Source organism: Mesorhizobium sp. M0678 (assembly GCF_040320505.1).
Classification (GTDB): domain Bacteria; phylum Pseudomonadota; class Alphaproteobacteria; order Rhizobiales; family Rhizobiaceae; genus Mesorhizobium.
Window position 1 is genome coordinate 1 of record NZ_JAMYPT010000022.1, and the last position, 17,096, is coordinate 17,096.

23 protein-coding genes and 1 pseudogene are annotated in these 17,096 nt (G+C 63.4%); 13 read left to right on the plus strand and 11 right to left on the minus strand.

From position 1 onward, the window contains the following. Positions 1-124 precede the first annotated feature (124 nt). From NKI29_RS27085 to NKI29_RS27095, 3 genes and pseudogenes are all read left to right on the plus strand, one after another. Positions 125-769 (plus strand): alpha/beta hydrolase family protein, encoded by a 645-nt coding sequence (locus tag NKI29_RS27085; protein WP_352571358.1) that lies wholly within the window; start codon positions 125-127, stop codon positions 767-769. Between the two features lie 9 nt (positions 770-778). Then, positions 779-1,549, plus strand: a complete 771-nt coding sequence (locus NKI29_RS27090; RefSeq protein ID WP_352755584.1) for an exodeoxyribonuclease III — start codon at positions 779-781, stop codon at positions 1,547-1,549. 66 nt (positions 1,550-1,615) lie between these two features. Further along, a pseudogene (locus tag NKI29_RS27095) lies at positions 1,616-2,011 on the plus strand (LysR substrate-binding domain-containing protein); the annotation flags it as partial. 253 nt (positions 2,012-2,264) lie between these two features. Here NKI29_RS27095 and NKI29_RS27100 read toward each other — a convergent pair. Both NKI29_RS27100 and NKI29_RS27105 read right to left on the minus strand, forming a co-directional pair. Further along, positions 2,265-2,816, minus strand: a complete 552-nt coding sequence (locus NKI29_RS27100) for a DUF4019 domain-containing protein (RefSeq protein WP_352755582.1) — start codon at positions 2,814-2,816, stop codon at positions 2,265-2,267. 89 nt (positions 2,817-2,905) lie between these two features. After that, positions 2,906-3,064 (minus strand): hypothetical protein, encoded by a 159-nt coding sequence (locus NKI29_RS27105; RefSeq protein WP_352797859.1) that lies wholly within the window; start codon positions 3,062-3,064, stop codon positions 2,906-2,908. Between NKI29_RS27105 and NKI29_RS27110 the strand changes: the two genes are divergently transcribed. Continuing rightward, positions 3,027-3,578, plus strand: a complete 552-nt coding sequence (locus tag NKI29_RS27110) for an isochorismatase family protein (protein ID WP_352845716.1) — start codon at positions 3,027-3,029, stop codon at positions 3,576-3,578. The genes NKI29_RS27105 and NKI29_RS27110 overlap by 38 nt on opposite strands. Before the next feature lie 161 nt (positions 3,579-3,739). After that, a complete protein-coding gene (locus tag NKI29_RS27115) occupies positions 3,740-5,362 on the plus strand; it encodes an ABC-F family ATP-binding cassette domain-containing protein (protein ID WP_352797862.1) in 1,623 nt (540 codons plus the stop codon). 61 nt (positions 5,363-5,423) lie between these two features. Here the strand turns inward: NKI29_RS27115 and NKI29_RS27120 are convergent, their stop codons facing one another. Further along, entirely contained in the window at positions 5,424-5,855 is a 432-nt protein-coding gene (locus NKI29_RS27120) for an SAM-dependent methyltransferase (protein ID WP_352755576.1), read from the minus strand. Between the two features lie 492 nt (positions 5,856-6,347). Here NKI29_RS27120 and NKI29_RS27125 point away from each other — a divergent pair, with 492 nt between their 5' ends. The 3 genes from NKI29_RS27125 (at position 6,348) to NKI29_RS27135 (ending at position 9,049) form a co-directional block, all read left to right on the plus strand. Then, on the plus strand, positions 6,348-7,514 hold the full coding sequence (locus NKI29_RS27125) for a KamA family radical SAM protein (RefSeq protein ID WP_502896728.1): 1,167 nt from the start codon (positions 6,348-6,350) through the stop codon (positions 7,512-7,514). A gap of 150 nt (positions 7,515-7,664) precedes the next feature. Then, positions 7,665-7,916, plus strand: a complete 252-nt coding sequence (locus NKI29_RS27130; RefSeq protein ID WP_023675695.1) for an exopolysaccharide production repressor protein — start codon at positions 7,665-7,667, stop codon at positions 7,914-7,916. Positions 7,917-8,245: 329 nt separating this feature from the next. Further along, entirely contained in the window at positions 8,246-9,049 is an 804-nt protein-coding gene (locus tag NKI29_RS27135) for a hypothetical protein (protein WP_352571352.1), read from the plus strand. Here the strand turns inward: NKI29_RS27135 and yghU are convergent. Further along, positions 9,046-9,933, minus strand: a complete 888-nt coding sequence (gene yghU / locus NKI29_RS27140) for a glutathione-dependent disulfide-bond oxidoreductase (RefSeq protein WP_352755574.1) — start codon at positions 9,931-9,933, stop codon at positions 9,046-9,048. The two genes, NKI29_RS27135 and yghU, sit on opposite strands and share 4 nt — an antisense overlap. 249 nt (positions 9,934-10,182) lie before the next feature. Here yghU and NKI29_RS27145 point away from each other — a divergent pair, with 249 nt between their 5' ends. Next, positions 10,183-11,088: a S1C family serine protease gene (locus tag NKI29_RS27145; protein ID WP_023675699.1), complete on the plus strand. Its 906-nt coding sequence runs from the start codon at positions 10,183-10,185 to the stop codon at positions 11,086-11,088. 15 nt (positions 11,089-11,103) lie between these two features. Here NKI29_RS27145 and NKI29_RS27150 read toward each other — a convergent pair whose 3' ends face one another. The 5 genes from NKI29_RS27150 to NKI29_RS27170 all read right to left on the minus strand — a co-directional run bounded on the left by NKI29_RS27150 (position 11,104) and on the right by NKI29_RS27170 (position 12,917). Next, positions 11,104-11,715, minus strand: coding sequence for a hypothetical protein (locus NKI29_RS27150; protein ID WP_352755572.1), 612 nt, complete (start codon positions 11,713-11,715; stop codon positions 11,104-11,106). 44 nt (positions 11,716-11,759) lie between these two features. Then, positions 11,760-11,942, minus strand: a complete 183-nt coding sequence (locus tag NKI29_RS27155) for a hypothetical protein (protein WP_245274654.1) — start codon at positions 11,940-11,942, stop codon at positions 11,760-11,762. Positions 11,943-12,163: 221 nt separating this feature from the next. After that, a complete protein-coding gene (locus tag NKI29_RS27160; protein WP_023675702.1) occupies positions 12,164-12,346 on the minus strand; it encodes a DUF3606 domain-containing protein in 183 nt (60 codons plus the stop codon). A gap of 11 nt (positions 12,347-12,357) precedes the next feature. Then, positions 12,358-12,666, minus strand: a complete 309-nt coding sequence (locus NKI29_RS27165) for a hypothetical protein (RefSeq protein ID WP_023675703.1) — start codon at positions 12,664-12,666, stop codon at positions 12,358-12,360. Next, the gene (locus NKI29_RS27170) at positions 12,663-12,917 is read right to left on the minus strand and encodes a hypothetical protein (protein ID WP_352797865.1); all 255 of its coding nucleotides are present in this window, start codon (positions 12,915-12,917) and stop codon (positions 12,663-12,665) included. Before NKI29_RS27170 ends, NKI29_RS27165 begins: the two co-directional genes overlap by 4 nt. Before the next feature lie 104 nt (positions 12,918-13,021). On the opposite strand from NKI29_RS27170, the gene NKI29_RS27175 reads away from it, so the two are divergent. After that, positions 13,022-13,201, plus strand: coding sequence for a hypothetical protein (locus tag NKI29_RS27175; protein WP_352797868.1), 180 nt, complete (start codon positions 13,022-13,024; stop codon positions 13,199-13,201). A gap of 113 nt (positions 13,202-13,314) precedes the next feature. After that, positions 13,315-14,274, plus strand: a complete 960-nt coding sequence (locus NKI29_RS27180) for a prohibitin family protein (protein ID WP_352465360.1) — start codon at positions 13,315-13,317, stop codon at positions 14,272-14,274. Positions 14,275-14,326: 52 nt separating this feature from the next. Here NKI29_RS27180 and NKI29_RS27185 read toward each other — a convergent pair whose 3' ends face one another. Next, complete coding sequence (locus tag NKI29_RS27185) at positions 14,327-14,893, minus strand: RBBP9/YdeN family alpha/beta hydrolase (protein ID WP_352797870.1); 567 nt, start codon at positions 14,891-14,893, stop codon at positions 14,327-14,329. A gap of 112 nt (positions 14,894-15,005) precedes the next feature. On the opposite strand from NKI29_RS27185, the gene NKI29_RS27190 reads away from it, so the two are divergent. Then, positions 15,006-15,479 carry an Lrp/AsnC family transcriptional regulator gene (locus tag NKI29_RS27190; protein WP_352797873.1) on the plus strand — a complete coding sequence of 158 codons (474 nt, stop codon included), beginning with the start codon at positions 15,006-15,008 and terminating at the stop codon, positions 15,477-15,479. Between the two features lie 5 nt (positions 15,480-15,484). Here the strand turns inward: NKI29_RS27190 and NKI29_RS27195 are convergent, their stop codons facing one another. Beyond that, a complete protein-coding gene (locus NKI29_RS27195) occupies positions 15,485-15,961 on the minus strand; it encodes an Lrp/AsnC family transcriptional regulator (RefSeq protein ID WP_352645413.1) in 477 nt (158 codons plus the stop codon). A gap of 154 nt (positions 15,962-16,115) precedes the next feature. Between NKI29_RS27195 and NKI29_RS27200 the strand changes: the two genes are divergently transcribed. Further along, on the plus strand, positions 16,116-16,868 hold the full coding sequence (locus NKI29_RS27200; RefSeq protein WP_352472085.1) for a tryptophan 2,3-dioxygenase family protein: 753 nt from the start codon (positions 16,116-16,118) through the stop codon (positions 16,866-16,868). Positions 16,869-17,096 lie beyond the last annotated feature (228 nt).

Sequence of the window (17,096 nt, forward strand, 5' to 3'; positions counted from 1 at the left end):
GCCAAGCCGTCGAAAACTGCTTTCCCGGCTTTCAAAAAAGCCCCATTAACTCACCAACCAGGATTTCGCTTCCCCGTGCAAAGGTCTCACAAGGGGAGAAGGGGTCACCAGCGTTGGAGTCCCCATGACAACCTTCCTCTTCGACGGCCCCGACACCGCCGCCATCACCATCCTGCTCGCCCATGGCGCAGGCGCTCCTATGGACTCGCCCTCGATGACCGCCACCGCCAAGGCGCTGGCCGCAGCCGGCTTCCGCGTCGCGCGCTTTGAATTCCACTACATGGCGGCTCGCCGCTACGGCCACCGCAAGCCGCCGCCGCGCGCCGAGACGGTTAACCCGGAATACGTCAAGGCGATCGCCGACCTCCGGGCGAAGGGCGTGAAGGGTCCGCTGATCATCGGCGGCAAGTCGATGGGCGGACGCGTCGCTTCGATGATCGCCGACGAGATGTTTTCAAAGGGCGAGATCTCGGGCCTGCTTTGCCTTGGCTATCCCTTCCATCCGCCGGGCAAACCGACGCAGCTTCGGACAAAGCACCTCGCCGATCTCAAGACGCCGACAGTGATCTTCCAAGGCACGCGCGACGAGTTCGGGACCAAAGACGAGGTCGCGACCTATGCTCTGTCCGACGCAATCGAGATTTTCTGGCTGGAAGACGGCGACCATGATCTGAAGCCGCGCAAAAACATCTCCGGCTTCTCCACCGCCGATCATCTGAAGACGCTCGCTGATGCGGTGAAGGCGTGGACCGAACGCATCGTGCGCTGAAGCAGGCCGATGAAGATCGCCACCTTCAACGTCAACAACATCAACAGCCGGCTGCCGAACCTGCTCGCATGGCTGGCTGCCGCCAAACCCGACATCGCCTGCCTGCAGGAGCTCAAGACCAGGCAGACGCAGTTTCCGCGCACTGCGCTTGCGGCGGCCGGCTACGGCGCGGTGTGGGTCGGGCAGCCGACCTGGAACGGCGTCGCCATACTCGCGCGTGGCTCAGAACCCGTCCTGACCCGCGAGGCGCTGCCCGGCGACGATAGCGACCAGCAGGCGCGCTACATCGAAGCGGCGGTCAACGGCATCGTCGTCGCCTGCCTCTACGCGCCGAACGGCAATCCGCAGCCCGGCCCGAAATTCCAGTACAAGCTGGCCTGGCACGAGAGGCTGGAGGCGCATGCGGCACAGTTGCTCGACACCGGCCTGCCGGTGGTGCTGGCCGGCGACTACAACATCGTGCCCGAGCCGCGCGACATCTACCCGACCCGCTCCTATGACGACAACGCGCTGGTCCAGCCGGAAAGCCGCGCATCGTTCCAGCGGCTGCTCGACCAGGGCTGGCTTGACGCGCTGCGCAAGAAGCACCCGACGGAGACGCTCTACACATTCTGGGACTATCGCCGCAACCGCTGGCCGCGCGATGCCGGCCTGCGCCTCGACCATATCTTGCTCAGCAAGAAGCTGTCGCGCCGGCTGGTAGCGGCGGGCATCGACCGCGACGTGCGCGGCGAGACCGGCGCCAGCGATCATGCGCCGGTCTGGGTGGAGTTGAAGTGAGGCACGGAGGCTGGCGCCGCCTTTCCGGGCGGCAACCAGTCAGGTTGGCCGCGCCGCTTCGCGGGCGAACGCCTCGGCATGCCGGCAACCCTCGACGATCTCGAAGGCCATCTGATGGTCGGCTTCCGCTCGTCGCGGACCGGCGAGGTCATGCCGCTCGAATTCACCGTCGGCGGCGCGTTGCGCTATGTCAGCCTGCCCAACCGGGTGACGGTCAACGGCTCCGACACGATGGCGGAGCTGGCGCGTCTCGGTATCGGCCTGGTGCAGGCGCCGCACTACCGCTTCGCCGGGGATTTCGCACGCGGCACGCTTGTCGAAGTGCTGCCGGATTACCCGCCGTCGCCGACACCGCTGTCGGCGCTCTACCCACAGAACCGCCAGCTCGCGCCACGGGTACGCGTGTTCATCGACTGGGTGACCGGGATTTTTGGCGAGGATGGGGCATCGGGCCGGGTGTGATCGTCCGGGCCGCCGGCTACTTTGCGAAGGGCGATCGGACGAGATAAACATCGCGCTTGGGTTTAGTGACAAGCGCACCGCCGGCGCCTATGCCGTGACGGGCGGATTGGGTGAGGACAAAAGCTGCGCTCTCGCTGCGTTCGCGTCGTAGGGCCGGCAATCTGTAAGAGATCTCCGACATCGTTGCGCTGATCGAAGCGAGGGAAGCCGAAAAGCGATGGTCGCGGAACGTACAAAAGCGGACCGCTCACCTTCACGATGGAAAATTCGGACAGTTAGCCGACAACTCGGCCCATGCTCGATCTAATTCAAGTTTCGATTGGGTCTTTTCAATGCTTTTCGCGGTAGCGTTGTCGATGACGTTGCTTTCGACCCGCATGACTCGAAAATTTCCACCTGACGGCCGCTGATAGAGAACAATATAGCCGCAGTAACGATCGATGTTTTCAAATTTCGCCGCTATGTCGACTGCGGCATAAACGCCAGGAAAGGCAGCGTTCGCTGGGTCCTTCAACCACGTGAATTTGAGTAGCCGGCGCTCGCGCACAGCGCCGGCCTGAGAATGAAAATGTTTACTTTGCTCCACGAAGGCATTCGATGGGATCGAAGCTTTGGCGGTATCAGTTTTCATTTCGTATGCCCGCCCATACTCTTGATTATCGAGCGAAAGGAAATAGTGACCAACCGTTTCCGTTGCATCTCGAACCGCGTCCTCCGAGGGCGTCCACTCTTGCGATTGTGCGGGTAGGATCGCGACCAACACCGAAGTCACGATCGCAAGGAAAGCTACGGCTGCATGTGTCATGGTAATTTCTTCGCAGGAGCTTGCCACGAATGCAATCCGGTCACGGCCGATAGCCAGAATTTCGAACTGACCCACATCCCAATGGCGCGCTATGTTAGCGCTGCTGCAAGCGGATTGTCACATATCTCGAACTCCAGCCACTTGCGGTTGCCCGTGCGCGCCATCGCGGCCTGATCCTTGATCAGCTCCGCCCTCGTGCTATAAAAAACCATGTCAGGGACCAGCCCCGCGGCCACTGCGCCGCTCATCGTGATTGACCTTCAGGCCGGCATGTTCGACGGCGTCGCCGAACCGCCGATCCATGATGCCGACGGCATGGTTGCCCGCACCCGCGCGCTGATCGAGTGGGCACGGCGCAGCGGGCGCAAGGTCGCCTTCATCAGGCATGACGGGCCGCAGGGCGATCCACTGGCGCCGGGTGAGCCGGGCTGGCCGGTGTGGCCGGCGCTCGGCCAGGCCGGGGACGAGCCGACGTTCGCCAAGCGTGTCGGCGACGCGTTCAGCAATGCCGCGCTTGCAGAATGGGTAGTCGGGCAGGGCGCCGGCGAGGTCGTTCTGATCGGCGCGCAGACCGATTTTTGCGTGGCGGCCACGGTGAAGGGCGCCTTTGCGGCGGGCCTGGGCGTCACCGTGGTTTCCGACGCCCACAGCACGCTAGACACCGCTGGCGAGACCGCCGCGGAGATCATAGCCCGGCACAATGCGGCATTTGCCGCCGCCGGGGTCAAACTGGCGACGACAAAGGCCCTGACCGATAGCTGATCCGCCGGCTCATCCCTACGTGGTCAAAGCCTGATCCAGCCGGGAAGCAATTGGCGGGTTCAGACAATTTGGCGCGGGGCGCCTCACTACTGCGGGCTTCCGCCGGCGCGGCCTATCGCGTATTGGCGCGGGAACGCTCCTTTGGCCTTTCCCGGAAAACCATGATTCGTCTCGAAAGCATCAGCAAGCAGAACGGCCGTCAGATCGTCTTCATCGAAGCCTCCGCCGCCTTGCAGAAGGGCGAGAAGGTCGGGCTGGTCGGCCCCAACGGCGCCGGCAAGACGACGCTGTTTCGCATGATCAACGGCGAGGAGCAGCCCGACGAGGGCCAGGTCTCCGTCGATCGCGGCGTCACCATCGGCTATTTCAGCCAGGATGTCGGCGACATGGAGGGCCGCAGTGCGGTGGCCGAAGTGATGGACGGCGCCGGGCCGGTCAGCGAAGTGGCGGCCGAGATGCGCGAGCTCGAGCACGCCATGGGCGACCCTGACCAAGCCGACCAGATGGACGAGATCATCGCCCGCTACGGCGAGGCGCAGCACCGCTTCGAGGAGCTCGACGGCTACGCGCTGGACGGGCGCGCCCGCGAGGTGCTCGACGGGCTCGGCTTCAGCCAGGAGATGATGGACGGCGACGTCGGCAAGCTGTCCGGCGGCTGGAAAATGCGCGTGGCGCTGGCCAGGATCCTTTTGATGCGGCCCGATGCCATGCTGCTCGACGAGCCGAGCAACCATCTCGACCTCGAAAGCCTGATCTGGCTGGAGCAGTTCCTGAAGAACTATGACGGCGCGCTGCTGATGACTTCGCATGACCGCGAGTTCATGAACCGCATCGTCAACAAGGTGGTCGAGATCGACGGCGGTTCGCTGACCGCCTACTCCGGCAACTACGAATTCTACCAGCAGCAGCGGGCGATTGCCGACAGGCAGCAGCAGGCGCAGTTCGAGCGCCAGCAGGCGATGCTGGCCAAGGAGATCGCCTTCATCGAGCGCTTCAAGGCGCGGGCTTCACATGCCGCCCAGGTGCAGAGCCGGGTGAAGAAGCTGGACAAGATCGACCGTGTCGAGCCGCCCAAGCGCCGCCAGAAGGTGTCGTTCGACTTCCAGCCGGCGCCGCGCTGCGGCGAGGACGTGGTGACGCTGAAGAACGTGCACAAGGGCTATGGCAGCCGCTCGATCTACGAGGGGCTGGATTTCCAGGTGCGCCGCCGCGAGCGCTGGTGCGTGATGGGCATCAATGGCGCCGGCAAGTCGACGCTGCTGAAGCTGGTGGCCGGCGCTTCCGAGCCGGACAATGGCACGGTGGCGCGCGGCCCGAGCGTCAAGATGGGCTATTTCGCCCAGCACGCCATGGAAGTGCTGGAGGGCGAGCGCACCGTGTTCCAGACGCTGGAAGACGCCTTTCCGCAGGCTGGCCAGGCGCCGCTACGCGCGCTGGCCGGCTGCTTTGGCTTTTCCGGCGACGAGATCGAGAAGAAATGCCGGGTGCTGTCGGGCGGCGAGAAGGCGCGGCTGGTGATGGCGCTGATGCTGTTCGACCCGCCCAATTTGCTGGTGCTGGACGAGCCGACCAACCACCTCGACATCGCCACCAAGGAGATGCTGATTACGGCACTGTCGCAGTACGAGGGAACCATGCTGTTCGTCTCGCATGACCGCCATTTCCTGGCGGCGCTGTCGAACCGGGTGCTGGAACTGACGCCCGAGGGCATCCACACCTATGGCGGCGGCTATACCGAATATGTCGAGCGCACCGGGCAGGAGGCGCCGGGGTTGCGGAGCTGAGGCCGGCTCTGCCGCTCACGGTCACGTAGACGCTCGATTCCGGAGGCCAAGCACGAGGTGCTCAGCCATATATCGCAATTTCGCGCAGCGGATCGCCGCCGTCGATGAACAGCCGGCCTTGCGCGGTCAACGCCGCCTTGAGCCGTCGCAGGGCAATTTTTCCTGCTTCGGGATGACGCCCGTCCAGCGCGCCGACGCGCACCGCAACGGCAATGTCGAAGTGCTTCTCATCGGCCTCCAACTCGAAATCCTCGATGGCGACCTGGCGAAGGCTCAGCCGGCCTGCCGCAATCTCGGCGCGCGAGGCGGCCCCGGCCTGCGCGATGGCCTTGGCCGAGCGGTCGATCGCCAGCACGTGCCCACAGCCGATCCGGCGCGCGATCTCGCGCGCTGCAGCACCCGGTCCGCAGCCGATCTCCAGCACTCGCATGCCCTGCCGCAAGGGCAGCGCATTGACGATCTCCAAAAGCCTTGGCGACAAGTCGTTCGCCATACGCTCTTCTCCAGCTTTTTCGCAATCCGAGATTAGCGACCGCGGCCGGCGACGGGAAGGCCGAGAGACGCGGGCATCGCCGATGTGTTCAGCTGGTATGTTCAGTTGGGTGCTGCTTGAGCAGGGGGCATGATCGACATCGAAGAGGTCGACGATCCGGTCTCGACCGCGGGCGACCGGGCGAACCCGAGCGGCCCGGCGTCGTTGACCTGAGGGGTAGGGAGGGAACTGGCGCCGAGCCTAACCGGTTGGGGGGTAGATCACCGGCCGTTTATGTGTATACGCTCAAGCTAATATAAGAGCAAGCTAATGTTTTGCGTCAGCGATGTTGGACGATTGTTCTGATCAGTGGCCGGTTGTGGCTTCCTGCCGCGCCCTCCAACCCGGCCAAACACCGCTTATTGCCTTCAAGTCCTGGCTCCAATGCTGTACCCCGGCCCGAAATTCAAGGAGCCTGCGATGACCTCACATCCCGACATCCCCGACGCCAGCATGGCGGTCGATGCGGCCGGCGTGGCAGCCGATGACCGGCGCGCTCGCGAGGCGGATGCCGCATGGCGGGACGATGTTCGCGAGGGCGTGCGGCATGTAGGCGATCTGGATTCGCTGCCGCTGTCGCCAGCCGAGCGGGCGGCGGCCGAAGCCGCGGCCACGCGCCACAAGGTTCGCATTCCCAAGGCCTATCTCGACCTGATCGACTGGAACGACCCCGCCGATCCGATACGGCTTCAGGTCATCCCGTCGCCCGACGAACTGGCAGAGCAGGAGGGCGAACTCGACGATCCGATCGCCGACCACGCCTTCAGTCCCGTGCCTAGATTGACGCATCGACATGCCGACCGGGTTCTGTTGTTCCCGACCTATCAATGCGCGGTCTATTGCCGGTTCTGCTTTCGCAAGGAGCAGCTGACGTCGATCGGCCGCGGCTATACGCGCGAAGCTCTCGACGAAGCCTTCGCCTATATCGCGGCCCATCCGGAAATCCGCGAGGTGATCCTGACCGGCGGCGACCCGCTATCGCTGCCGGACAGGGCGCTGGCGGAAATCCGCGCCCGTGTCGAGGCGATCCAGCATGTGCGGCTGTTGCGCATCCACACTCGCGTACCCGTCGCGCTGCCGTCGCGCGTCACCGGCGGGTTGATGCAAGCCTTGCAGGGCCGGCTGATGGTCACTGTCGTCACCCATTTCAACCATCCACGCGAAATCACGGAGGCGACCGAGCGGGCCTGCCGCACGTTGCGGCAGGGCGGCTTCGTGCTGCTGAACCAGAGCGTTCTGCTGAAAGGCGTGAACGATACGGTCGAGGTGCTGGAAGAGCTGTGCCGCGAGCTGATGTATCGCCTTGGCGTCAAACCCTATTACCTGCACCACGGCGATCTCGTGCGCGGAATGGCGCACCGGCGCACCACGATCGCCGAGGGCCAGGCGCTGGTCAGCGCCTTGCGTGCGCGCCTGTCGGGCATCTGCAATCCCGTCTACGTGCTGGACCTGCCGGACGGCGGAGGGAAAGTCCCGCTCGGCCCGTCCCATCTTGAGGCACGGGAAGGGGAGACGTGGCGAATACGTGGGCTTGATGGGGCGGTGAGGGGGTATGGAGAGCTGGTTGGGGAGGAGGGGACGCGCAGCCGCCGTCCAAGCCAGCCCACCTTGGTGACCTGACATGCAGCCCTTGATCACGGAAGCATGCGTTAACTGCTGTTCTATTTGGTGCTTGCGCAATTGCTAAAATGGTGGAAATGTTGGTGCGGGGTAATGGGTTAGGGGAGTTCGTCCCGGCTGTAGCGAGTTCCGGGGCGGCGCAGAAAAATCATGAACTTTCCACAGTTCCTGGTGGGGCTGACCACCACATCGTCCATCGTGGCGATCTCGACTTACCTTGCGACGGGTTCAATCTGGAAGACGCTGGCCTGGACGATCTTGACCTTGATCGTCATGCAGGTTGGATATTTCCTGTTCGTCGTCCGGTTGATCTACGGATCCGGGGCGAAAAGCGCGGAGGCAAAGCCGCGGCGTCTGAGGGCTGTGCCGCCGAACCGTCGAGGTCGCGTTCAGCTTATGTAGTAATGTCCCATATAGATATCATGGTCTAGACAGGACATGTTCGGTTCTGGGAATGTGCATTGGACGTTCCGCTAGTTTAGTCAACTAATATATATCGCCCAACTCATATCGTCGTTTTTGGGCTAGCGGGAAAACCTGCCTGCTGCTTGTACGACGGTGCCTAAGGCCACATTTTACAACCGGCTGGCAAGCTGCCTTTTGTTGATGCCAGCTTAAATCCGGCTGGTGTTTTCGATGGGCCATTGAGGCTATAAAGCCGTTCAACCGGGCGGCATCGAGATGCATTTCGGCCGGTCGAGAGGGTTGTGGTGATCGACGGAACGCCAAACGTGATCTTGCTGATCGGTAGCGCCCCCGATGTGGTGCGCTCCGCCGCCTGGCCCAAGCAGGCCTTCGGCAAGATCGTCGCCATCAACAACGCCTGGCGCGTGCGCCCCGACTGGGATTTCCTCGTCCATGCCGGCGATTTCCCGGCGGAGCGGATGCCGCAAGGCGGTCCCCTGCAGCAGGCGCAGATCTTCAGCGCCTCGCATTACGTGCCGGCGCAAAACAGCTTTGGCGGCTTCGTCTATGCCGGCGGCACCATGTCGATGACGGCGGCCTACTGGACGATCCACAGTCAGAAGCCGGACGTGCTGGCATTCCTTGGCTGCGACATGATCTACGACCAGCCCGGCAACACGCATTTTTACGGCGTCGGCCGCGCCGATCCGCTGCGCAACGACGTCACCCTGCGCAACCTCGAGGCGAAGTCGGCCCGCCTGCTCATCCATGCGCTTCGGCGCGGCTGCCTGTGCGTCAACCTATCCGACCTGCCGCGCAGCCGGCTGATCTTCCCGCGGCTGACGCTCGATGAACTCGGCGCGCTTTCTTCCTCGCAGCTTTCGGAAATGAAGGCCGAGATGCTTGCCGGCCTGCGGCTCGATCAGGCGGAGGAGGCCGACAGGATCGAGAAGGAACTCGGCTATCTCTTCGAGGACGGCATGTACTGGAAGCACCTCGACAAACTCGACGAGAAATTCCTGGCCAACATCGACCGGCTGTGGATGGCGGCGGTGAAGGCGAGCTTGAGCAGTCGGCCGAAGCTCCCGATCTCCCCTACAAGGCGGGAGATCGGCGCGTCGTCCGCTTAGCTTTTGGCCGCCGCGAGCTTGTCTTGCATCTTGGTCTCGAAATCGCTGGCGTCATGGCGCTCGTGCAGTTGCATCGAAGGCTCGCCGAAGGTGCGGTTGACCATGCGGCCGCGCTTGACCGCCGGCCGCGCGTCGATGGCGTCGGCCCAGCGCTGCACGTTCTTGTACTGCTCCACCTGCAGGAACTCGCCGGAATCGTCATACATACGGCCCTTGGCCAGCCCGCCATACCAGGGCCACACCGCAATGTCGGCAATCGTATAGTCGCTGCCGCCTAAATACTCGCTTTCGGCGAGGCGTCGGTCGAGCACATCCATCTGCCGCTTGGTTTCCATGGCGAAGCGGTCGATGGCATATTCGATCTTCGTCGGCGCATAGGCGTAGAAATGGCCGAATCCGCCACCGAGATAGGGCGCCGAGCCCATCTGCCAGAACAGCCATGACAGGGTCTCGGCGCGAGCCGGCTGCTCCGTCGGCAGGAATTCGCCGAATTTTTCGGCGAGGTAGAGCAGGATCGAGCCGGATTCGAAGATGCGGACCGGCTTTTTCCCACTGCGATCCATCATGGCCGGGATCTTCGAGTTGGGGTTGACCTCGACGAAGCCGCTGCCGAACTGGTCGCCGTCGTTGATCCTGATAAGCCAGGCGTCGTATTCGGCGCCGCTGTGGCCGAGCGCCAGAAGTTCCTCCAGCATGATCGTCACCTTGACGCCGTTCGGTGTCGCCAGCGAATAAAGCTGCAGCGGATGCTTGCCGACCGGCAGTTTCTTGTCATGCGTCGGGCCGGCGGTCGGCCGGTTGATGCTGGCGAAAGCGCCGCCATTTGCCTTGTTCCAGGTCCAGACTTTTGGCGGCGTGTATTGGTCCGTTGCGTAGTCGTTCATTTGGGAGGCCTTTGGAAGGGTTGGGTTGGGAGGATATCAGATATCAACGTGGGTAATGGCGGAGGAACTTTGCATAGGGCAGCTTGGGATAGCCGTAGGTACAGATAGGGCTGCCGGCGCTGATGCAAAACCCCGGCGCGAACGGCGCGGCGCCGGTCCACGCCAAAGCCGGCGCCACCTCTTGCGCCTGATCACCTGCGCCATACCTATAGCCCATATCAGCCTGCGAACATTGCCAGGAACCAAAGCATGAATATCGAACCCCTTTTGCGATCCATCGTGGCCGTCCGCGCCACCGTGCCAGAGGACGCCTTCACGGCAAATACACTTGGCACCCGCCGCGAGGGCAGTGGCGTGGTCATCCGCGGCGACGGGCTGGTACTCACCATCGGCTATCTCATCACCGAGGCCGAGGAGGTCTGGCTGGCCGACCAGGACGGGCGCGTGGTTCCCGCCCATGCGCTCGCCTACGACCAGGAGTCGGGCTTCGGCCTGGTGCAGGCGCTGGCGCCGCTCGGGCTGCCCGCCATTGCGCTCGGCGATGCGTCCAGGGCCAAGATCGGCGATCCCGTCGTGCTCGCCGACGGCGTCGGCCGCTCCGTGCGGGCGCGGATCGTCACCAAGCAGGAATTCGCCGGCTATTGGGAATATCTGCTCGACGAGGCGATCTTCACGGCGCCGGCTCACCCTTCATGGGGCGGCGCCGGCCTCATCGGCGCGGATGGCAGGCTGCTCGGCATCGGTTCGCTGCGCCTGCAGATGAGCCGCAACGGCGAGGTCGCCGACATCAACATGGTGGTGCCGATCGATCTTCTGCCGCCCATCCTCGACGATCTGCTGACGCGCGGGCAGGTCGCCAGGCCGCCGCGGCCGTGGCTCGGCGCCTTCTCGGCCGAGAGCGACGGCAAGGTCGTGGTGATGAGCGTCGCCGAGGGCGGTCCAGCCGCCCAGGCGGGCCTTCGCCAAGGCGATGTCATCTCGGATGTCCGCGACACGGCGGTCGATGGGCTTGCCGATTTTTATCGCAAGCTTTGGAAGAGCGGCCCGGCCGGTGCCGAGATCCCGCTCCGGGTGCTGCGCGATGGCCGCGAAACCTGGCTGCGCGTCAAGTCCGCCGATCGCAACAGCCTGCTGTGGAAGCCGCCGCTGCAGTGAGGCAACCGAAACCTCTCACTCTCCGCAAGCGCTGAAGCCAGTGCCCGGGGTCCACTCCGCGAATGGGATGACCTTGCCTTCGACCGATACGGTCGCTTGCCTGGTGGTGCCGTCCGCCAGCTTCTTGCTGCTTTTGCCCTTGCCGGTCAGCACATTGTAGTCGCAGTCGCCGGCAACATTGTCGTCCATGTAATCCCAATACTCGTAGGCAAAACCGGCGACGACGAACGTGCCGTTGCGCCAGGCGAGCGTCAGCGTCTTATTGGTCCGCTCGCTGCCGATCTCCATCGCCGGAATATAGAGCTTGATCGAACCGTTGGGGAGCGTAGTGAGTTCGGGCTCGGTGTCGGATGTGGCGGGGCCCGGCCGGTCGTAATCCTTCCATTCCCCGTCAATCTGATCATGCACGATCCCGGCAGGTTTTAGAAAATCGCCATCGCGATCTTTGAGGAAAAAATACAGGTCCATGGGAGAGCCAGGCTCGGTCTCGACGATCATCGCCAGATCGGCGGCGCCGTCGCCGTTCCAGTCGCCGGTCGCCGCCGTGATGATCTTCTGGGTCTCGATCGGCTCCGCCAGGGCGGCGGCCGGCAGCAGCAGGACCAGACCGAATATTGTCGATCGCATGTAAAATCCTCTTAGCCTGGGCAGGCCTGAGACGCACGCGCTTCTCAGGAGGCCCGGCTCTGCCGCGTCTCGGAACGGCTCGTCTCGTTGAGCAGCCGGCAGAGCGAAACCGCTTCACGACGGCTCAGGCCGATCAGCGCGATTTCCGAAAATTGCGCCGGCAGATCGTGAACGATGTCCCACACCATCCAACGGCCGTTCGGCTCCATGACACATTCGTAGCGCAATAATTGTTCCTGCATCCGACCCCCGGCTTTGCTCACCGGACTGGTACAGCGTCGAGGTAAATGAGTTGTTGCGCCGCGCGAGTATTCCGCGGCTGTCAAAACCAGGCGTTGAATCCCACAGGGGCGAACCCGACAGGTCACGGCTGACGGTGCCGATACTCTCGACAAGGCGGCAGGGCAGGGACGCTTCCGGCATGAAGGCGGCCGCCGCCAGAATTGGATCAGGCGTTGCGGCTCGCCATATGCGCGTCGAGCTTCCTCCTCGAGGGGCCGTAACGCTTGATGATGGTCGCGGCCTCGCTTTGCGGTATGCCGTATTTGCGGGCAAAGGCAGCGACCTCGTAAGGCTCTTCGCCTGAGACCAGTTTGCGATCCTGCTTGGTCTTGGATTTGTCGTCGGCCATGGCGTCCTCCATCACATCTGGTCGTTATAGGGCTCCTTGGTCCGGCCGACCATCCTGGCCAGTTCGGCAAAGGACGGTACGCCGGTTTCACCCTGGGCATTGTTGGCCGCCTGCAGCAGCCTGAGCGGAAAGCAGACGGCGTCGCGGTTGGATGGCGACATGTCTTCATAGAGACGCTCGTCGCTGGTCATCGCCGCCTCGGCGCGGCGCAACGCCATGTCGACCTCGTCGACCGACAGCAGGCCCTTGTGGACCAGCGCGTTGTTGACGGCCGCGATCGCCATCATCAATCCTTCGAGCTGGAGATTGGCGACGTTCATCGTCTTGCGTCCTTGCCGGGCTTCTTGGCGGTGGCCTTGCCGTCTGGCCGGATCGCTGCGCGCGGCGGGTTCTGGCCCTCCGAATGCAGGGTCCTGTCGTCGAAATCGTCAGCCGGCCTGGTCAATCCCATGCCGCCGGGAGGTGGCTTGTTGCCGGCCGCATCCTGCGAAAATTCGTCGGCCGCGTCGGGGCTCGTCTTTGCCGGATATTTCCTCGCTCCGGTCTCGTAGCGGTTCGGGTCGTCGGCCATGTCCTGTGCTCCCGTTGCAATGAGCAGATAACTTTCATTCGGCGGCAGCGGTTCCGTGGCGAAATCGACCTTCGCAATCTGTCGGGTTTCGTGCATTCTTGTGCATGCCAACGATGCTTCGCTCCGACGCGCCAGCAAAATGCTGCTCCTACTGCGGCGGGCGCGACCACGACTACGAGGATTGCCCGAAGCGCAAAACCGATGCCGAACGGCAGAAGGAGACGCCAGGCAACGCCTACCAGCCTGGCGCTGCGGCTGGAGGGGAAATCCGCCAGCCGGCCTGAACCACCCCGCCGGTCCGGCCGGCTGGCGCGAAGGTCCTTCCATATCCAGAGGATTGCAATGCCGCCACTATTGTGGGCAAAAGCAGCACGGGCAATCAGGTTGGGGTGGGGTGATGACCGAAACGCAAGGCAATTCAAGCCGTCCGCAGGGCAAGCCGGGGATGGCATCGGGGTCGATCGGTTCCGGCCTGATCGCACTCGTCATCGTGGCGCTCGGCGTCTTTGCGCTGTTTGGATCCTGGTACACGATCGATCAGGGCGACCGCGGCGTGCTCTTGACCAACGGAGCGCTGAGTTCGGTCGTTGATCCCGGACTGCATTTCAAGCTGCCGTGGCTGCAGCGTGTCGAGAAGATCAGCCTGCGCCAGCAGGTGCTCAAATGGGGCTGCGAGAACCAGAACGATTGCAGCGGCCTGCCGGCCATGCAGGCCTATTCGCGCGACCAGCAGCCGGCCGACATGCGCGTCACCGTCAACTTCCACGTGCCGGCCGCCGAAGTCAGCAACGTCTACACCAATTATGGATCGATCGAGGCACTGGCCGACCGTGTCATTGCCAGGAAAGCACCGCAGGAGATCAAGACGGTGTTCGGCCAGTACGACGCGGTGTCGGTTATCCAGAACCGGGCGAAGTTCAACAAGGACGTCGCCGAGGCCATCGCGGCGGTAACCGACGGCCCGGTGATGATCGACAGCGTGCAGGTCGAGAACATCGATTTCTCCGACGCCTACGAGCAGGCGGTCGAAGCCAGGATGACGGCGCAGGTCGAGGTGCAGAAGCAGGAACAGAACCTGCAGCAGGAAAAGATCAAGGCCGATATCGCGGTCACCCAGGCCAAGGGCCGCGCCGACAGCGTCAAGGCCGAAGCCGAGGCCAGCGCCTACAAGACCAGGGTCGAAGGCGATGCGACCGCGGGCGCCATCAAGGCTCGCGCCGCCGCAATCGCCAACAATCCGCTGCTGGTCGAACTGACCAAGGCGGAGAGATGGAACGGCGAATTGCCGAAGTCGATGATCCCGGGCTCGACCGTACCGTTCCTCGAACTCAGCACGCCTGCCGCAGCATCGAACTGAGGCACGGCGCAAACCAGATCAGGACGGCGGCGCGATAGCCGTCCTGGTGCGGTTACGGCTGAAGCACGGCGCCTCGGGCGATTGCCTGCGTTTGACTTAGAAAAGCTGTCAGCAGCTCCATTCCCGCCGGCCAGTCGCCGAGCCCGCTGTCGCCATTGATATGGCCAAGCGGTCCGGCGATATGGAGATCGCTGCCCCATCGCTCGGATTTCGCCCTGGCATAGTCCAGCGAGCCGTAGGGATCGTTGGCGCTGGCGACAATCAGCGACGGAAAGCGAAGCCGTTGTTGCGGTGCGTCGGCGAAGGTCCGGGCGGAGGAGGGGAAGGCCGGCGACGCAGGGTCCGGAACCGCGACCAGCAACGCGCCGCCGATAGAGCGGGGGGAGATCCGCTGCCAGTGTACGACGAGCAGACAGCCGAGGCTGTGGGCGACGAGCACCGGCGGTGTCCTTGCCTGGCATACAGCGGTTTCCAGCGCAGCCACCCAGTCGTCGAGGTCCGGCACGTCCCAACTCGCCGGGTTGAACCGCCGCATCGCCGGGTTTGCCTGCTGCCAACGTGTCTGCCAGTGGGCTTTGCCCGATCCGCCGATGCCCGGCACAATGATGAAGTCGGTCATGCGAAGCCCTTCTTTCCTGATGCAGCGCGTGCAATTCTAGGTCTTCTCCCAGGTGGCGGAATGCGAGATCATCGGAAAGCAGCGACGAAATCCGATGGATTAAAGGGCGATCATGCGGAACGGCGATTATCGGCCAAGGCTCGATCCCACCGATCTGGCGATCATTGAGATCATGCAAGAGGATGGCCGCATCGGCATCTCCGAGCTTGGCCGCCGCGTCGGACTGTCCCAGCCGGCCACCTCGGAACGGGTGAAGCGGCTGGAGGAGCGCGGCGTCATCACCGGTTACAAGGCGGTGATCAATTCGGCAGCGCTCGGGCTCGGCACCATGGCGGTCATCCGCCTGCGCACCACGCATGAGTATATCCAGGCCTGCCTGAAGAAGTTCGCCCAATTGCCGGAGGTGGTCGAGGTGCTGCGGGTGACCGGCGAGGATTGTTTTCTGGTCAAGGTCGTGGTCCCGTCACCGCCCGATCTTGAAAGCATAGTCGACAGCATCGGCCACTACGGCACGGTGACGACAAATGTGGTTCTGCGCGCCGAGCAACCGAAGCGGCTGGGACGCGAATTGATGACCAGGGCCTGACCGGTCTATCGCTTGGTCTGCGTATGCCCGACGGCATTGGCGAACGAGATGCCGCCCTTGATCTCGCGCATCGCCATCGAGGTGATCGTGCGCCGCACGCCGGGCAGCCGGCTGAGCTCCTCGCGCAGCATCCTGTCGAGCGCCATCATGTCGACGGTGACGATCTGCAGGAGATAGTCGGCCTCGCCAGTCGTGGCGTGGCAGCGGCGGATCAGCGGATGCTTTTTGACCGCCGCCTCGAAGGCGTCCGACAGTTCGAAATCGATCGACACCTGGATGAAGGCTTCGATGCCGAAGCCGAGCTTGGCCGGGTCGATCCGGGTCGAGTAGCCGCGGATGACGCCGGCGTCCTCCAGCGCCTTGACCCGCTTCCAGCACGGCGTCTTGCTCAAGCCGACCTCATCGGCGAGCGCGGCAAAGGAGATGCGGGCCTCGCGTTCGAGCGCAGCTATGATCTTCCGGTCGACCGCATCCAGCATCATTCGTTCTTCCAATCTGCTTCAGCGGCAATTTTCGTCCTTCGTTTCCCGCCACTCGAATAACAGAAAGGGACAATGTTCGGCAAGAAAGCGATTAGACTCGGGCTGGGATCCAACAAACGCCTGCGGCCCAACGGCCGCGGCAAGGAGCATGGCCATGGACAAGCAGGATTACTACGCCCGCATCGAAACGCCTGAGATGCGCGACTATGGCGTCTACCTCAAATGCGACAGGCTGCTTGCCTGCCAGAAGCCGCTGGCCGAGATGGTGAATGCCGACGAGCTGCAGTTCCAGATCGTTCATCAGGTCGAGGAGCTGTGGATGAAGCTCATCGCCTATACGCTGGTCGATGTCGTCGATTTCCTGGAAAAGCAGGACACGCATCGCATCGTCACGCTGATGGGGCGCGTGCATCGGCTGATGCGGCTGATGACGGCGCAGCTCGACCTGCTCGAAACCATGTCGCCCAAGGAGTACCAGCAGATCCGGCTGCAGCTCGGCAATGGCAGCGGCCAGGAATCGCCGGGTTTCAAGCAGCTGCTGCGCCTGCCGCCCGATCTGTGGCGGGCCTTCAAGGCGTCGTACCTCGACGACCGCGGCCTTTCGGTCGAGGATGTCTACGATACCGGCTACGATCACGGCGACAGCTATGTCGTTGCCGAAGCGCTGATCGAGTTCGACGAGCTGTTCCAGAAATTCCGCGCCAACCACCTCTATCTCATCCACCGCACGATCGGCCTCGGCGCGAAATCGCTGAAGGGCCGGCCGGTCGAATTGCTGGAAGCCGGCGCCCGCCACCGCTTCTTCCCGGAACTCTGGGACATACGCTGGGCGATGACCGACCGCTGGGGCAGCCAGTATGGAACGGTACGGGAGCCGATCAGCAAGCCGGGGGTCAAGGTGGGGTAGTACAACCTTCCTTCTCCCCTTGTGGGAGAAGGTGGATCGGCGCGCAGCGCCGAGACGGATGAGGAGTGTTGGACGGAGTGCCGCCGGCGCCAAGCTGGAGCACCCCTCATCCGTCGCCTTCGGCGACACCTTCTCCCACAAGGGGAGAAGGGAAGGCGCCACTTTGGTGCCGCGCTTGTATCCTGCAGGTTTTTCGGGGGATGATGTCGGGCTTGCGGCTGGTGGTGC

What these genes read in the sequence shown, in the direction of transcription:
- NKI29_RS27090 (WP_352755584.1), top strand. Translation starts at nt 779, where the DNA reads ATGAAGATCGCCACCTTCAACGTCAACAACATCAACAGCCGGCTGCCG.
- yghU (WP_352755574.1), bottom strand. Translation starts at nt 9,933, where the DNA reads ATGAACGACTACGCAACGGACCAATACACGCCGCCAAAAGTCTGGACC.
- NKI29_RS27160 (WP_023675702.1), bottom strand. Translation starts at nt 12,346, where the DNA reads ATGGCCGACGACAAATCCAAGACCAAGCAGGATCGCAAACTGGTCTCA.
- NKI29_RS27100 (WP_352755582.1), bottom strand. Translation starts at nt 2,816, where the DNA reads ATGACACATGCAGCCGTAGCTTTCCTTGCGATCGTGACTTCGGTGTTG.
- NKI29_RS27195 (WP_352645413.1), bottom strand. Translation starts at nt 15,961, where the DNA reads ATGATGCTGGATGCGGTCGACCGGAAGATCATAGCTGCGCTCGAACGC.
- NKI29_RS27185 (WP_352797870.1), bottom strand. Translation starts at nt 14,893, where the DNA reads ATGACCGACTTCATCATTGTGCCGGGCATCGGCGGATCGGGCAAAGCC.
- NKI29_RS27105 (WP_352797859.1), bottom strand. Translation starts at nt 3,064, where the DNA reads ATGAGCGGCGCAGTGGCCGCGGGGCTGGTCCCTGACATGGTTTTTTAT.
- NKI29_RS27120 (WP_352755576.1), bottom strand. Translation starts at nt 5,855, where the DNA reads ATGGCGAACGACTTGTCGCCAAGGCTTTTGGAGATCGTCAATGCGCTG.
- NKI29_RS27125 (WP_502896728.1), top strand. Translation starts at nt 6,348, where the DNA reads ATGGCGGTCGATGCGGCCGGCGTGGCAGCCGATGACCGGCGCGCTCGC.
- NKI29_RS27115 (WP_352797862.1), top strand. Translation starts at nt 3,740, where the DNA reads ATGATTCGTCTCGAAAGCATCAGCAAGCAGAACGGCCGTCAGATCGTC.
- NKI29_RS27175 (WP_352797868.1), top strand. Translation starts at nt 13,022, where the DNA reads ATGCCAACGATGCTTCGCTCCGACGCGCCAGCAAAATGCTGCTCCTAC.
- NKI29_RS27165 (WP_023675703.1), bottom strand. Translation starts at nt 12,666, where the DNA reads ATGAACGTCGCCAATCTCCAGCTCGAAGGATTGATGATGGCGATCGCG.
- NKI29_RS27130 (WP_023675695.1), top strand. Translation starts at nt 7,665, where the DNA reads ATGAACTTTCCACAGTTCCTGGTGGGGCTGACCACCACATCGTCCATC.
- NKI29_RS27190 (WP_352797873.1), top strand. Translation starts at nt 15,006, where the DNA reads ATGCGGAACGGCGATTATCGGCCAAGGCTCGATCCCACCGATCTGGCG.
- NKI29_RS27145 (WP_023675699.1), top strand. Translation starts at nt 10,183, where the DNA reads ATGAATATCGAACCCCTTTTGCGATCCATCGTGGCCGTCCGCGCCACC.
- NKI29_RS27150 (WP_352755572.1), bottom strand. Translation starts at nt 11,715, where the DNA reads ATGCGATCGACAATATTCGGTCTGGTCCTGCTGCTGCCGGCCGCCGCC.
- NKI29_RS27085 (WP_352571358.1), top strand. Translation starts at nt 125, where the DNA reads ATGACAACCTTCCTCTTCGACGGCCCCGACACCGCCGCCATCACCATC.
- NKI29_RS27170 (WP_352797865.1), bottom strand. Translation starts at nt 12,917, where the DNA reads ATGGCCGACGACCCGAACCGCTACGAGACCGGAGCGAGGAAATATCCG.
- NKI29_RS27200 (WP_352472085.1), top strand. Translation starts at nt 16,116, where the DNA reads ATGGACAAGCAGGATTACTACGCCCGCATCGAAACGCCTGAGATGCGC.
- NKI29_RS27180 (WP_352465360.1), top strand. Translation starts at nt 13,315, where the DNA reads ATGACCGAAACGCAAGGCAATTCAAGCCGTCCGCAGGGCAAGCCGGGG.
- NKI29_RS27110 (WP_352845716.1), top strand. Translation starts at nt 3,027, where the DNA reads ATGTCAGGGACCAGCCCCGCGGCCACTGCGCCGCTCATCGTGATTGAC.